The 14543-nt window shown below is 52.6% G+C and carries 16 protein-coding genes and 1 pseudogene; 4 read left to right on the forward strand and 13 right to left on the reverse strand.

Annotated elements, in window-relative coordinates:
* Window positions 1-6 precede the first annotated feature (6 nt).
* From prfB to NG99_RS25780, 9 genes are all read right to left on the reverse strand, one after another.
* Window positions 7-1105 (reverse strand): peptide chain release factor 2 gene (prfB, locus tag NG99_RS25740; RefSeq protein ID WP_157032716.1). Its coding sequence is split into 2 segments (ribosomal slippage): window positions 7-1029 and window positions 1031-1105, totalling 1098 coding nucleotides; the frame shifts between segments, so codons are not numbered across the junction.
* Window positions 1106-1175: 70 nt separating this feature from the next.
* A complete protein-coding gene (recJ, locus tag NG99_RS25745; protein WP_034899364.1) occupies window positions 1176-2894 on the reverse strand; it encodes a single-stranded-DNA-specific exonuclease RecJ in 1719 nt (572 codons plus the stop codon).
* Window positions 2895-2899: 5 nt separating this feature from the next.
* Window positions 2900-3601: a bifunctional protein-disulfide isomerase/oxidoreductase DsbC gene (gene dsbC / locus NG99_RS25750; protein WP_034899365.1), complete on the reverse strand. Its 702-nt coding sequence runs from the start codon at window positions 3599-3601 to the stop codon at window positions 2900-2902.
* A 49-nt stretch (window positions 3602-3650) separates the two neighbouring features.
* Window positions 3651-4544 (reverse strand): site-specific tyrosine recombinase XerD, encoded by an 894-nt coding sequence (gene xerD / locus NG99_RS25755; protein ID WP_034899367.1) that lies wholly within the window; start codon window positions 4542-4544, stop codon window positions 3651-3653.
* A 670-nt stretch (window positions 4545-5214) separates the two neighbouring features.
* Window positions 5215-6060 (reverse strand): hypothetical protein, encoded by an 846-nt coding sequence (locus tag NG99_RS25760; RefSeq protein ID WP_034899369.1) that lies wholly within the window; start codon window positions 6058-6060, stop codon window positions 5215-5217.
* Between the two features lie 10 nt (window positions 6061-6070).
* A complete protein-coding gene (locus tag NG99_RS25765) occupies window positions 6071-6715 on the reverse strand; it encodes a helix-turn-helix domain-containing protein (protein ID WP_052130887.1) in 645 nt (214 codons plus the stop codon).
* Window positions 6716-6732: 17 nt separating this feature from the next.
* On the reverse strand, window positions 6733-7539 hold the full coding sequence (locus tag NG99_RS25770) for a TIGR04255 family protein (protein ID WP_034899371.1): 807 nt from the start codon (window positions 7537-7539) through the stop codon (window positions 6733-6735).
* A gap of 306 nt (window positions 7540-7845) precedes the next feature.
* Window positions 7846-8184, reverse strand: coding sequence for a contact-dependent growth inhibition system immunity protein (locus NG99_RS25775; RefSeq protein ID WP_034899372.1), 339 nt, complete (start codon window positions 8182-8184; stop codon window positions 7846-7848).
* Window positions 8185-8193: 9 nt separating this feature from the next.
* Entirely contained in the window at window positions 8194-9009 is an 816-nt protein-coding gene (locus NG99_RS25780) for an RNase A-like domain-containing protein (RefSeq protein WP_034899404.1), read from the reverse strand.
* A 386-nt stretch (window positions 9010-9395) separates the two neighbouring features.
* On the opposite strand from NG99_RS25780, the pseudogene NG99_RS30450 reads away from it, so the two are divergent.
* Window positions 9396-9673, forward strand: a pseudogene (locus tag NG99_RS30450) (tyrosine-type recombinase/integrase); the annotation flags it as partial.
* Window positions 9674-9707: 34 nt separating this feature from the next.
* Window positions 9708-10226, forward strand: a complete 519-nt coding sequence (gene fldB, locus NG99_RS25785; RefSeq protein WP_034899374.1) for a flavodoxin FldB — start codon at window positions 9708-9710, stop codon at window positions 10224-10226.
* Window positions 10227-10275: 49 nt separating this feature from the next.
* Here fldB and NG99_RS25790 read toward each other — a convergent pair whose 3' ends face one another.
* Together NG99_RS25790 and sdhE are read right to left on the reverse strand one after the other, a co-directional pair.
* Window positions 10276-10674: a protein YgfX gene (locus tag NG99_RS25790; protein ID WP_034899375.1), complete on the reverse strand. Its 399-nt coding sequence runs from the start codon at window positions 10672-10674 to the stop codon at window positions 10276-10278.
* On the reverse strand, window positions 10655-10921 hold the full coding sequence (gene sdhE / locus NG99_RS25795; RefSeq protein ID WP_034899406.1) for an FAD assembly factor SdhE: 267 nt from the start codon (window positions 10919-10921) through the stop codon (window positions 10655-10657). The genes NG99_RS25790 and sdhE overlap by 20 nt, the downstream gene beginning before the upstream one ends.
* Window positions 10922-11139: 218 nt before the next feature.
* Here sdhE and ygfZ point away from each other — a divergent pair, with 218 nt between their 5' ends.
* The gene (ygfZ, locus tag NG99_RS25800; RefSeq protein ID WP_034899377.1) at window positions 11140-12120 is read left to right on the forward strand and encodes a tRNA-modifying protein YgfZ; all 981 of its coding nucleotides are present in this window, start codon (window positions 11140-11142) and stop codon (window positions 12118-12120) included.
* A 31-nt stretch (window positions 12121-12151) separates the two neighbouring features.
* On the opposite strand, the gene trhA is transcribed toward ygfZ, so the two are convergent.
* Complete coding sequence (trhA, locus tag NG99_RS25805) at window positions 12152-12805, reverse strand: PAQR family membrane homeostasis protein TrhA (RefSeq protein ID WP_034899379.1); 654 nt, start codon at window positions 12803-12805, stop codon at window positions 12152-12154.
* A gap of 260 nt (window positions 12806-13065) precedes the next feature.
* Between trhA and NG99_RS25810 the strand changes: the two genes are divergently transcribed.
* Window positions 13066-13674 carry an HD domain-containing protein gene (locus NG99_RS25810; RefSeq protein ID WP_034899381.1) on the forward strand — a complete coding sequence of 203 codons (609 nt, stop codon included), beginning with the start codon at window positions 13066-13068 and terminating at the stop codon, window positions 13672-13674.
* A gap of 57 nt (window positions 13675-13731) precedes the next feature.
* On the opposite strand, the gene NG99_RS25815 is transcribed toward NG99_RS25810, so the two are convergent.
* Entirely contained in the window at window positions 13732-14475 is a 744-nt protein-coding gene (locus NG99_RS25815) for an SDR family oxidoreductase (RefSeq protein WP_034899383.1), read from the reverse strand.
* Window positions 14476-14543: the final 68 nt, after the last annotated feature.

The following is a 14543-nucleotide window of genomic DNA, read 5'->3' on the forward strand; positions in this document are numbered from 1 at the left end:
GGTTCCTTATAGCCCTGCTTTCAAACTTGCTTCAATGAATCGGTCCAGATCGCCATCCAGCACCGCCTGGGTATTACGGGTTTCAACGCCGGTACGCAAATCCTTGATACGTGAGTCATCCAGCACGTAAGAGCGGATCTGACTGCCCCAGCCGATGTCAGACTTGTTGTCTTCCAGCGACTGTTTCTCAGCATTTTTCTTCTGCATTTCCAGCTCGTACAGCTTCGCCTTCATCTGCTTCATCGCCTGGTCTTTGTTTTTGTGCTGAGAACGGTCATTCTGACACTGAGTCACGGTATTGGTCGGCAGGTGGGTAATACGCACCGCTGACTCGGTCCGGTTAACGTGCTGACCGCCCGCGCCCGAGGCACGGTAAACGTCAATACGCAGGTCGGCCGGGTTAATTTCAATATCGATATCGTCGTCAACTTCCGGGTAAACGAATGCGGAGCTGAACGAAGTGTGGCGGCGACCACCGGAGTCGAACGGACTCTTCCTCACCAGGCGGTGAACGCCGGTTTCGGTACGCAGCCAGCCGAAAGCATAGTCGCCGATGATGCGCAACGTAGCCGACTTCGTTCCGGCGACTTCCCCTTCGGACTCTTCGATGATTTCAGTCTTGAAGCCTTTGGCTTCAGCCCAGCGCAGGTACATACGCACCAGCATGGCCGCCCAGTCCTGAGCCTCGGTGCCGCCGGAACCGGCCTGAATATCAATGTAGCAGTCGGCGCTGTCGTATTCGCCGGAGAACATCCGGCGGAATTCCAGCTCGCCGAGCTTCTTATCCAGCACGTCAAGTTCAGCCACCGCTTCGTTGAAGGTATCTTCGTCATCGGCTTCAACAGCCAGCTCAAGCAGGCCGCTGACGTCTTCCAGACCCTGCGCCATCTGATCCAGCGTTTCCACAATGGCTTCCAGCGAGGAACGCTCTTTGCCCAATGCCTGGGCGCGTTCTGGCTCGTTCCATACGTCCGGCTGCTCCAGCTCGGCGTTAACTTCTTCTAAACGTTCTTTCTTGGCATCGTAGTCAAAGATACCCCCTGAGAACGCTACTGCGCTCAGAGAGATCCTGAATTCGGTTCTTTACCGGATTAATTTCAAACATGATTTTGGAATCTTTTAAGGACATGAATGTAACGAAACAGTTTAACTGAATTTGCCCGCGGATTGTAGCGCTACAGCGGCCAGAGACTGTCGATGATCAGCTGGACGCTACGGTTCCCGCGAAACTCATTGATATCCAGCTTATAGGCCAGCTCAACCTGCCTGACGCTCGGATCGGGCCACAGGGCGGTATCGACGTTAAACGCAATGCCGTCCAGCAGCGGGCCGCCGCCCAGCGGTTCGATCATCACCTTCAGATGCCGCTCGCCCACCAGCCGCTGCTGGATAAGCTTAAACTTGCCGTCAAACTGCGGCTCCGGGAAGGACTGGCCCCAGGGCCCCGCCTCGCGCAGCAGCTCGGCGGTCGACAACGTAAGCTGCTGCGCCATCAGTTCTCCGTCTGACCAGACCACGCCCTGTAAGGCGTCGGCATCCAGCCACTCGCCGACCAGATCGCCGAAGCGCTGGCGGAACTCGGCAAACTTCGCCTCTTCCAGCGAAAGACCCGCCGCCATTGCGTGGCCGCCAAACTTGACGATCAGCCCTGGGTGCAGCGTATCCAGCCGCTCCAGCGCATCGCGCATATGCAGCCCGACGATGGACCGCCCGGAACCTTTCAGCGTACCGTCGCCAGCAGGAGCAAACGCGATAACCGGACGGTTGAAACGCTCTTTCAGCCGCGAAGCGAGTATCCCCACCACGCCCTGGTGCCACTCAGGATGGTACATCGCAATGCCCAGCGGTAACGCTTCGCTGCTGCGCTCCAGCGCGTCACACAGCGCCAGCGCCTCCGCCTGCATCCCCTGCTCAATCTCTTTGCGGGTCTGGTTCAGCGCATCCAGCTCGCTGGCCAGCATTCGCGACTGCGCAATGTCTTCACTCAGCAGCAGCGCGACGCCAACGGACATATCGTCCAGCCTGCCGGCCGCGTTCAGCCTTGGCCCCAATGCAAAGCCCAAATCACTGGCCGCAAGCTGACGGGCATCGCGGTTGGCAATCTCCAGCAGCGCCTTAATGCCGACCCGGCATTTTCCGGCCCGGATACGGCTTAACCCCTGCCAGACCAGAATCCGGTTGTTGGCGTCCAGCGGCACCACGTCGGCTACCGTGCCCAGCGCCACTAAATCCAGCAGTTCGGCGAGGTTAGGCAGCGCTTCTGCGCCGCTGTCCCGCAGGCGCGCGCGCAGCGCCAGCATCAGGTAAAAGGCCACGCCAACCCCTGCCAGCGAGCGGGAAGGAAACGCGCAGGATTGCAGATTAGGGTTAACGATAGCCTCGGCATCGGGCAGCGTGTCGCCTGGCAGATGGTGGTCGGTAATCACCACCGCAATCCCCTTCTCATGCGCCAACGCCACGCCAGCGTGAGAGGAGATGCCGTTATCCACGGTGACAATCAGCTGCGCGCCCCGTGCGGCAGCCTGTTCAACCACTTCAGGACTGAGGCCGTAGCCGTCGTCAAAGCGGTTAGGCACCAGATAGTTGATGTTGCGGCCCCCCATGCTGCGCAGAGCCAGCACGGTCAGCGCGGTGCTGGTCGCGCCATCGGCGTCAAAGTCGCCGACGATCATGATACAGAGGTTATCCGCGATGGCCTTTTGCAGGATTTCGGCCGCCAGCTCAATGCCGGAAAGGGAGTGGAACGGATGCAGGTTTTTTGCCCCCCGCTCCAGTTCTGAGGCCTGCCTGACGCCGCGATGTTGATACAGGCGGCGAAGGAGAGGATGCAGTTCTGCTGGGAGATCGTCTCCCTCCACCGCCTGACGGCGGCGGAGTTCAGTTTGGTTCTTCACCGCGCTCAGCCCGCTTTCTGGCTATCAAGCAGCTGTTTCATTTCCTGCGGGCCCTGATAGCCGGGGATCATCATACCGTTCTGCAACAGAATGGCCGGGGTGCCCTGAATACCGTACAGAATGCCCAGCTTATAGTGCTGCGACAGGTCGATTTTACAGTCAATCGGCGAAACATCGCCGCCGTTCATCGCCTCGCTGAAGGCTTTTTTGCGGTCAGCGGCACACCAGACTGATTCCATATTTTTTGCCACCTGGCCATTCATCCCTTCACGCGGGAAAGCGAGGTAGCGGACGGTGATGCCCAGCGCATTGTAGTCGGCCATCTGCGAGTGCAGCTTACGGCAGTAGCCACAGGTGATATCGGTGAACACCGTGATCACATGCTGCTCTTTCGGCGCTTTGTAGACGATCATCTGATCGCTGAGCGCTTCCACTTTTTTCTCCAGCAGCTTGTTGGTGACGTTCACCGGCTGACCGCCGCTGACGTCGTACAGCGGGCCCTGGATAAATTGCTTGCCGTCGTCGGTGACGTACAGCACGCCGCTCTCGGTCAGTACGGTTTTCATTCCAGGCAGAGGGGAAGGCTGAATTTCAGCCTGCTGCAACCCTAATTTCTTCAGCGATTGCTTAATAGCCGCATCATCTGCATGCGCCAGGCCAGTAGCTGCCGTCATAAGCAGAGAAAGTAACAGGTAATGCTTTTTCATCGTTTTGTCCTTAAAGCCTCATTCACGGGCCATTTTTCTATCCAACACGTCAGGCGCGAGGATGATGCTGTTGGTGTAACTGCCGCAGCCGCTCGGTGGCGACGTGCGTATAAATTTGGGTGGTGGAGAGATCGCTGTGCCCTAAAAGCATCTGTACGACACGCAGATCCGCCCCGTGGTTCAGCAGATGCGTGGCAAAAGCGTGGCGTAAAACGTGAGGCGAGAGCTTCGCGCTGTCGATCCCTGCCAGTGTGGCGTAATGTTTAATCCGATGCCAGAAAGTTTGTCTGGTCATCTGCTGCGCCCGGTTGCTGGGGAACAAAACGTCCAGCGTCTGGCCGTTCAGCAGCCAGGGCCGCCCGTACTCCAGATACTGTTCCAGCCAGTGCACGGCCTCTTCGCCCAACGGCACCAGCCGTTCCTTATCGCCCTTACCGATCACCCGGACCACGCCCTGGCGCAGGCTGACGTTGTTCAGCGTCAGGCTGACCAGCTCGGTCACGCGCAGCCCGGTGGCATACAGCAGTTCGAGCATCGCCTTATCACGCAGTTCGATCGGCTGCTCGACGCTCGGGGCCTGCAACAAGCGGTCAATCTGCGCTTCGCTGAGATCCTTCGGCAGGCGCTGAGGCAGCTTAGGGGAAGCCAGCAGCGCGCTGGGATCGTCCTCACGGAGCTTTTCACGGTAGAGATACTGGAACAGCCGCCGCATGGCGCTGAGCAAGCGTGCCGAACTGGTGGCTTTGTAACCGCCCTCCACTCTTTCCGCCAGAAAACCCTGAAGCGCCACCGCATCAACCTGACGCAAATTTAACCCATTGTGCTGTAGCCAGCCCGCCAGCGACATCAAATCGAGGCGATAGGAGGCCACCGTGTTCTCGGCCAGGTTGCGCTCTATCCACAGGGCGTCAAGGAATTGCTCAATAAGATCGCTGTCCTGCACATGTTCCCCTTTTGCTGACTACGGTCGGCCGACTGCGCCGCTGAGGCTCAATTCTGATATAATCCGCGCCATTGCACCAAGTAAATTGAGTTATTGGATATGAATATCGGTCTTTTTTACAGCAAACACAGTAAACAAATTAAAAACAACAAGTTAAACAGGTAAAAATTAAAGACTGGCGACAGCAAATTTTCTACATAAAAAAACCCGCTATCGCGAGTTTTGAATAATCTTTCATAGCCACAGCATTTGCTGCTGATTCCTGGCAGGATGAGGGGGTACTGACCTCACCTCACAGCAGAACCCATAACCAAACTTCAGATACCGATTGTACTCAATATCAAACCACATAACACATACTTGTCCCATTTCAATACTATCAATCTTTTCTTCCAGCGCCATACTGGTGGTAAATCCGCTTTCAGCCTGGCTTGCGCTTAATCTTCGTAACCGTATTTTCACAGGCCGTCACGCTGGCCTCTTCAGACTCTGAGCGAGGCGCGAAGGCGTTGTGTTTGTACGCAACGAACTCATACCGCTGCAAAGCGCTTCACTGAATTAAACGACTGACTTGGTGAAGAGGTGATTCGTTTTGCCTCATATAATTCAGAGGCTGGATAAAACGTATATGCTGAGCACTAAAAATCTGAAGCTCAGTGCATCGATTTTATTAGATTGCTGGATTTATGTAGTCACCTATCTCATCGTTTTGTAAACTTATATACTCAACACGCCATTGATCCATTCTTCTTAAAGCGTAAAGATTGAATTCAATATCTGGGACAGCATTGCAGGACATAAGAGCGATAAGTACACTTGCAGCTGGATCACCATGGTAAGTCATAAATAATTTAGTTATCAGGGTTACAGCTTGTTCTGTTTCCTTTCTCGCTTCGGGACCACCGCCAATTAAATCATAAACCAAATGAATATTTAATTCATAAGGGATACTCTCTTCCAAATCGACAAATCGGTCTTCACCCAAATCGAAGAATATGCCTATCAAATATTTGGAGTGATCACTAATTATTTTCGCAAGTTCTCTTTCGAATCTGAATTTTTTAACGTCAAAAGCCCGAAGTCTGCTCTCAAATACGTCAGGAAAAGCTGGACGGCCATAGCGTGAGGCAAGCCATTGTTTTAAAATCTGTTTTTCTTGTGAAGAGATGATGTAACCATGATCACACTCTGTACATGTAAAGTTCCCCTTATCAATCTGGAACTTATTATCATGCCTGAGTTCGATAGCACTCTGGTCCACATCCAGAACTTGCTCTAAATTTAAATGCAGTATTCTTGGATGCTTAGCCCAAGAAAAATTGCCAGCCCCTTTTATTAAGGGGCCAGCTATGAATTCAATTTTTTGTTCAGAAGAACTTTGCAAGTCGCAGTCATGACTGATCACGACAACTTTTATTCCGGTTTGCTCTTCCGTAAGTAAACCTAAGGAAACAGCATCCTCATGTTTAAGAATTTGGCCTTGGCGCCAAGTTGTACCAGAGTCAGAGTCAACCATAAGCGACTTTTTACTCCCTTACTCCTGAACCCGGAATTGAAACTGAAGATAACCAACCATCTGTAGGAGAAGCATTGCTACCTGTTAAATTGGCTTTTTCTCCAGCCTCTTTCAAATTACGTGTTTCTTCAATCAAAAGATTAACTGCCGACTGCCAGTTATCACCTCTTTTTATTAAATCAATGATAGAAATGCCTTCAAAAGCCTTCATTTTTGACATCAGCTTAGCATTTCCCATACCTGCTTCATTGAAGCGATCTGATAGTCGACTCAATTCAACGATGTAACTAGCTTTTTTAATATCATCAGGCTGACTTTCACCCGATAACCATTTGTAAAGCGCTTGTCTAGTGATCCCCAAATCTTTTGCAAGCTCCGACATTGACGGTGCAAGGGTATTCCTAACGTTGTTCAAATGGTCTGATACCGTTCTGAAATCGACAACTTCATTCTCAACATCTTGGTTCGTTTCAGATTTTAATAATCCGAACTGAACTTTTGACTGCACGTAGCCACGCCACTGGTTCACATCTCTAACTGGGTAATTTGATCCGGTACCACTAAGAAACAAAGAGGATGCAACAATAAATGCTCCAGCAATAGTTGGAGCGAAACTGGGTGTTTCATAGCAACTTCCAGTCATGGATTGACGCATATCACACCTCCTCATCGTTATGACCACTTATCAATGGCATACTGAGAGATCATTTTGTTAAACGTTCCTTTTACTACACTATGCAGTGAAGTAAATTGTTTCTCAACTACATCAATATCCGGAGTAACATTTCCTTCGACATAATGATCAGTATCTATGATGCCATGCCAAAGAACATTTTCGGTTCTAAAGCGTTCGAGCATATCAACACCACTTGGCACCATGTCAGGAGGAAAACCCAACTGACCATGTATCTTATGTAACCGGTTGATAATAAACCCTTTACTGATGATTGGGCCTACACTAGTTTGGAAAACCATTTCGTTAACAGATTGAATTGGCTTCAAATCTAAATCGACACCATGTAATCCATCGCATAGATATTGTTCAATCGTTTCGCCATTATCAGGTAAAACAGCATCTAAATATCGGAGCCCTAGCCGAGTTATCAACGCTGGTTTTGGATAAGCCATCACTACCGTCATTCCTTTCATTAATTCTTTAATGAAAGGTTGGTGCGTTTCGTAATCTGTTGTATGAAACGTTATAAAATCGTTACCCAAAACAAACCCAGAAGTACGATTCAAATCGGACAGATACCATTGTTGGACCGTTTCAAAAGCAGGTTGCGCTGGTTCACCTGGAGCATTAAACTCAAATTTAATTTGTGTAGAGTCTCTACTCTCAAAGAGTGGATAGCCTTGTAAACGCAATGCATCTTGAATGTCATCGACATACTTCTTCATAGCCTTCACAGGTGTAAACTTGATTTGTGCCAGCACATAATACACGGGTGCATTGGACATACGTTTGCTGTCACTCATGTCGCCCTCCTAATTGTCATATCAATCAAAAACTACCAACTACTGACAGTTTACAACTTGGTTGACACTTAAACCACTGCTTCGTTCCAATACTTACCTTTCATTGTCCACCTATCTTTTAACTTCGCAACAACGCGCACTCGTACCCACGCCACGCCTGCTCGATTATGGACTGGTTTTCATGCACCTGTATGACAATAGAAAAAGGCCGTCAGTTCTGACTGTTCGGGACACAAACGATCCTCCTTGGATCATGCGAATCCATGCACCAACTGTATGCATGGCTCGCTGAGGGGTAAGGCAAATCTAAAAATGCGACAGTTCTGTTGAATAGCCTTTTTCATGCATATAGTCAATCAGGCGCTGATTAACGATATCGAGCCATTCCTGAGCAGTGAGGCCCCAACGTTCCGGTGCAAACTCACCATTATAACGGCCAAGAAGTACCTCATATCGATCAGACTGACCGTTCAATTCGGACAAATTAGCCAATAACATTCTCAAAGAGAACGCTGATGAGGTATTGAGATATTCATTAAGCAAATTGTCAAAATCGCAGTTTTCATCAAAGATATCGCAATCCTGACCAAAGTAGATGATCACCAGATTATCCAGCTCACAGGGCTTTTCGATATTTTTATCCATTCTTTCCTCTCATGGTACAGGATAGGCGGTCACTATATAGTAAGTCTTATCACCATATTTTTTTGCCTCAACAATCATCCTTACACCATATGCTTTCTTGACTTCAGTCGTCCCTTTTTCAATATATTTACCCGTCGAAAAGTAAAAACGATGTTCGAGATTAAGTCTTGACCCCGAGTGCATATATTTTAATGCATTTTCAATTTGAAAACGTTTGACAGAGAACATGTCTGACACCAACATTTCAGCATGTTGTGTACTAAGAAAAGTGCTTGCACGAGTTGGCGCTCTTGGCGCTGTCAGACGGGCTAGCATCTGCTCAGGTGTCAAATTGACGTGCCGCGCGATAGTATGACCCAGCGCCCCGCCCTCATGTTCCGCCAGTCTGATACGACCAGAGTAAACCGCTGATAATCTCGCTGCGCCTGCCGCACTGGCAAAGGCAAACGGCACCAGTAAATCCACCGTAACACCGACTCTATAAGCGGTATCAGTAGTGGCCCCCATCTGTTCAGCGGCTAACTTAGCAAGTTCAGCCGTCGCGGTCTGCGATTCACGCCCGGTAATCACCTGATTCAAAGATGATTTAATGGTATCAAGACTATGCGCCCCTACAACTACGCATCCAGCTTTTGATAGCATCGTGGGTTCAGGCACTATACAAAGCGCTCCCGCGCCAAAAGATTCTACAACGCCGCCAATGAGTTCCAGTCCTCCCCAAAGGCGGTTACTCATGGTCTCTCCTCTGCTCACCGTTCTCTTGTGCAATATAGCGGCCATCTGCACAGGAGAAATGGCGAGAGACAATCCACTGTCATCGGTCATCTGAATTCCCTTCATATAAACATTAATCAACCTTAAGATTATGCCCATGAATATAAGTGGTCAATACCCGATAAAAAGCCCCTTTTAAATAAGGACTATCCGCGTGACGATTTCTTCAGCTATTACTGCTGCCAACTATCATCTTGTGTTCTGACTGTGCATCGATAGCAAGTGCAGCGACACTAATCAGGATCAGTTCGCGTTTGCCATCTTTACGAAGCCGATGGCGGTACGAAGAGACGGCCATCACTGAGCATCAACTATCACCCAAAGTGGGAAAAATAGAACCGCCCCAATTTCTAAAGCGCTTTACGAAGCGCTGGACGCGATCCGGTTAGATCTTCTTTTCCCACCAAGCTTAAGGTACTGAGCAGTGTGTGAAACCGTCCTCCATTGTCCTGCCTGAAGAGCTAATGATGCATGTGCTCAGACACTCATTTACAGCACACTTTATGATGAACGGCGGGAATATTTTAGTGCTCCAGAAAATACTTGGGTACAGTGATATTTCCATGACGCTGAGATATGCCCATTTGCACCAGAACATCTTGAAACGGCTATAACCCACAATCCAATCTCAAGCATTGAGAATGGCGGCAGAATGACGACACAAGTCACTCCTCATTTATGTTTATCAGGCTTTATTATAGAATTAGCCATATGATTTTATTGCAAACAACTCATAAGATTACACTATTATGAATATCGGGCTTTTTTACGGTTCCAGCACCTGCTACACCGAAATGGCAGCTGAGAAAATTCGCGATTTTATCGGCGACGATCTCGTTACGCTGCACAACCTGAAAGACGACTCTCCCCGGCTGATGGAGCAGTATGACATGCTGATCCTCGGCATTCCGACCTGGGATTTCGGCGAGCTACAGGAAGACTGGGAGGCGATCTGGAGCGAGCTGCCAGCGCTAAACCTGCAGGGCAAAGTCGTTGCGCTGTATGGCATGGGCGATCAGGGTGAATACAGCGAATGGTTCCTGGACGCGCTGGGTATGTTGCACGACGTGCTGGCGCCGTCCGGGGTGAAGTTTGTCGGCTACTGGCCCAATCAGGGTTATACCTTCACCAGTAAAAAGCCGCTAACGGCAGACGGCAGCCACTTTGTTGGCCTGGCGCTGGATGATATCAACCAGTTCGAGGACACCGACGACCGTATCGCCCAGTGGTGCGAACAGATCCTGACCGAAATGGCGGAGTTGCTGTAGCCGCGATCCGGCATTGTACGCACGTTCACGCGGGCTGATGGCGTAACCGTCAGCCTGACATCAGCAGATGCTGACGCAGCTCCCGCCACTCCTCATCCTCCATGCTGTCCCGACAAAGCCACAGCTTTTCCTTCTCGCCCTGTGCCGATCGCAGAGCCAGCAAAATGGCCTGCTGAGTTATCCAGGGACGCCCGTGGATCTGCCAGCGCTTTTGTCGCCATTGCAGCTGCCGGTGTTCCAGTAAAGAGATTTCCCCTTCCCGGCTGCGAATGCGCCGCTGGCTGCGAACGCACTCAAACACCACCAGCGTCAGCAGCAGCATCCACACCACCGTCAGGCTGGCAGGCCAGGGAGCGAGCAGCAGCACCAGGATCACCACGCCGTGCAGCAGCAGAGAAACCCACTGGGCGCGCCATGAGACCCGGAGATCAGAGTGCCACAGGGCCACGCTGCTGATTTCGCTGCTGGATCAGGTTCACGATACGCTTCAGCTCCGCATCGTCCGGTTCACCGTGGTTCATCAGCCAGTTAAAGAGATCGGGGTCGGGGCTTTCGAGCAGGCGCACGAACTGCTGCTTGTCGTGGTCGCTTAGCGAATCGTACTCAAACTTGAAGAACGGCATGATGGCGATATCCAGTTCAAGCATGCCTCGGCGGCAGGCCCAGTGCACCCGTGCTTTATTGCTAATATCCATTTTATCCATCGTCAGTCAGTCAAACATGGCGGCTAGTGTAGCGCTTTTTTTCACGGATGTTGATGGCGCAGTGCTCAGCCTGCGCAGCAATTCCGAAAAGCAGTGGCACCCATTCCAGGGTTATCAAGCGATTTGTGCGTCCTTGCCAGAAAACTGGTTGCAAAGCCAGTAGGCTCTTTTAACATGAACAGCATAGCTTGCTCATTCAGGATGGAATCATGCCGACACTGTCTTTCCCACCTCGTCATCCCACTGCCGCTTCCCGGCTGCCGCTAACGCTGATCTCGCTGGAAGAGTGGGCGCTGGTGAAGGTAAACGGCGCCGATCGCGTCAGCTATCTTCAGGGGCAGGTAACGCTGGATGTCGCCGCGCTGGCGGAAAACAGCCATCTGCCCGCCGCCCACTGCGATGCCAAAGGGAAAATGTGGAGTAACCTGCGCTTGTTCCATCGCGGCGAAGGTTTGGCCTATCTTGAGCGCCGCAGCCTGCGCGACAGCCAGATTAACGAGCTGAAAAAATACGCGGTGTTCTCTAAAGTCACCATCGAAGCCGATGAGGAGAGCATACTGCTCGGCGTGGCCGGTTTCCAGGCCCGCGCCGCGCTGGCAGGCTTTTTTGATGCGCTGCCCGACGCCGAAAATCCGGTGGTTCAGCAGGACGACACGACGCTGCTGTGGTTTGCCACGCCAGCGGAGCGCTTCCTGCTGGTTATCAGCCGCGAGAAGGCTCAGGCTATCCGCCAGGGACTGGAGGGCGAAGCGCAGCTGAATGACAGCACGCAGTGGCTGGCGCTGAATATCGAAGCCGGTTTGCCGGTGATTGATGCCCAGACCAGCGCACAGTTTATCCCGCAGGCGACTAACCTCCAGTCTCTGGACGCCATCAGCTTTAAAAAAGGGTGCTATACCGGGCAGGAGATGGTGGCAAGGGCCAAGTTCCGCGGTGCTAATAAGCGAGCGCTGTACTGGCTGGCTGGTAGCGCCGCTCAGGTTCCGGCAGCCAACGACTCGCTGGAAATGAAGCTGGGCGACAACTGGCGCCGTACCGGAACCATTCTTTCCGCCTGTCGGTTAGACAATGGCGACGTCTGGGTTCAGGCCGTGCTGAATAACGATCTTGAGCCGGACACTGAACTGCGCGTACAGGGCGATGAGGGCGGCAAGCTGGCGATTCAGCCACTCCCCTATGAGCTGACCTGATCAAGATAAAGGGGGCTTCGGCCCCCTTTGTTCACTTCACGTAGAGATAAATCGCCAGAAAGTGGCAAAGACTGCCGCCCAGCACAAAGCCATGCCAGATCGCGTGGTTGTAGGGGATACGATTAGAGAGATAAAAGATCACCCCTAAAGAGTAGATGATCCCTCCCGACGCCAGCAGCCAGATCCCCCCCGGCGAAAGCTTCAGCGCCAGCTGGTAAACCACGATCAAAGAGAGCCAGCCCATCAGCAGATAGGTGATAACCGACAGCGCTTCAAAGCGGTGCGCAAAGGCCAGCTTGAACAGCACGCCGAGCAGCGCCAGGCTCCAGATCACCCCCATCAGGCCGTGCGCCAGCGGCGACTTCAGCCCCACCAGCAGGAAAGGAGTGTAGGTGCCGGCAATCAGCAGGTAAATAGCGCAGTGATCCAGCCTTTTCAGCCAGAACTTAACGCGCTGATGAGGAACGGCATGATAGAGCGTGGAGGCCAGAAACAGCAGGATCATACTGCCGCCGTACAGGCTGTAGCTGGTGATAGCCAGGGTACCGGCCTGTGACTCAATCGCCTGAGTAAGCATCAGGACCAGGCCAACGATACCAAAAATAAAACCAATTCCGTGGCTGATGCTGTTAGCCACTTCCTCTGCCAGTGAATAGCCCTGAGCTAAGAGGGTTTTCTGCGTCATGATGAGGTCTTCTCCCTGCCCTTGCGCGGGCCTGATTGCCGTTCTGAACGGGGCTTTCCCCTCGTTTCTTAAGCGGGTTATCGGCCGGGACGCCCGAAAATTGAGCAACACTAGGTTAGCTGAGAACCATTTCAGAGTACACTTGTAAGCTAAAAATAAATAATGAACAGGTGTAACACCCATTTTTTGGAAAGACCTGCCCTGTGGTTTCCCTTACACTGGTTGCCAACTTTTTTTTCAGGGAAGTGACGAGGCCAGCCATGTCAAAGAGCATACCTGCATTAGATTTCGGTGAAATGACGGAGGTTTTTCAGTTTCTGATGGAGCTGGATAAGCTGAAAAGCGTTGAGCGGCGCACCAGGCTGATTGGTCAGCCGCGCCATGAAAACTCCGCTGAGCATAGCTGGCACCTGGCCGTGGCGGCGATGAGCCTCGCGCCCTATTCGGGGTTACAGGTAGACGTGCAGCGCGTGGTGCAAATGGCCCTGCTGCACGACGTGGTTGAAATCGATGCCGGTGACGTTATGGTCTATGACCTCGCCGCCCGCGAAGCGATTCACGCTGAGGAACAGGCGGCAGCCGACCGTATTTTCGCCCTGCTGCCCTCAGCGCTGCGCGATAAATTTCGCGCGCTGTGGGATGAGTATGAGGCCGCTGAAACGCCGGATTCGCGCTTCGCCAACATGCTGGACCGGGCGATGCCCATCGTGCAAAACCTGCATAACCAGGGACAGAGCTGGAAAGAGAACGGCATTCGCCTGGAGCAGGTGCTGAGCCGTAATGCCGCCATCGCTCAAGAGTGGCCCGAACTCTGGCGGTATTTAAAGCAGCATCTGGATCGCGCCCAGCAGCAGGGCTGGCTGCTGTAACTTTTCCGGGCATTGCAGGATCGGTAAAACTCTGGAGCGGCTGGAGGTGCATTACGCTTAGCGGCCGCCTGCCGCATCGATAAAGGTGCCGGTAATATAGGAAGCCTCGTCGCTCAGCAGCCAAAGAATGGCCCGGGCGATTTCTTCCGGCTGACCGCCACGCTGCATCGGAATCGCAGGGGCAACCCGATCGACCCTACCCGGCTCGCCGCCGTCAGCGTGCATCTCGGTATAAATCAATCCGGGACGCACGCCGTTAACCCTGATGCCCTGCGCCGCCACCTCAAGCGACAGTCCCTTCGTCAGCGTATCCATCGCCCCTTTGGAGGCGGCATAGTCGACATACTCGCCGGGCGCCCCCAGGCGGGACGCTGCCGACGACACGTTGACTATCGCGCCGCCCTGGCCGCCATAATGGTGCCCCATTCTTTTTACCGCTTCGCGGCAGCAGAGAAAGCTGCCGGTGACGTTGGTGGCAAAAACACGGTTGATCCGCTCGGCCGTCAACTGCTCCACCCTGGCCTGCTGAAACAGAATGCCGGCGTTGTTGACCAGCGCGGTGAATACGCCGGACTGGCGGTCAATCTGCTCAAACATCGCCACTACCTGCCGTTCGTCGGCAATATCGGCCTGCACCGTAAAAGCCTTACCGCCCTGCTGGCGGATCAGCGCCACCACATCTTCCGCTGCGGCGGCATTCTGCCGATAGTTTACCGCAACCTGATACCCCTGCTGAGCCAGCAACAGTGAGGTTGCCCGCCCGATCCCCCGGCTGCCGCCGGTCACTAAAGCCGTGTTCATCGCCTGTCTCCATAAAAAAAGGGCACGACGTGTGCCCTTTCTACTGTAGTTGACCCGTCCTAAATAGC

This window comes from Erwinia typographi (assembly GCF_000773975.1).
Taxonomy (GTDB): Bacteria; Pseudomonadota; Gammaproteobacteria; order Enterobacterales; family Enterobacteriaceae; genus Erwinia; species Erwinia typographi.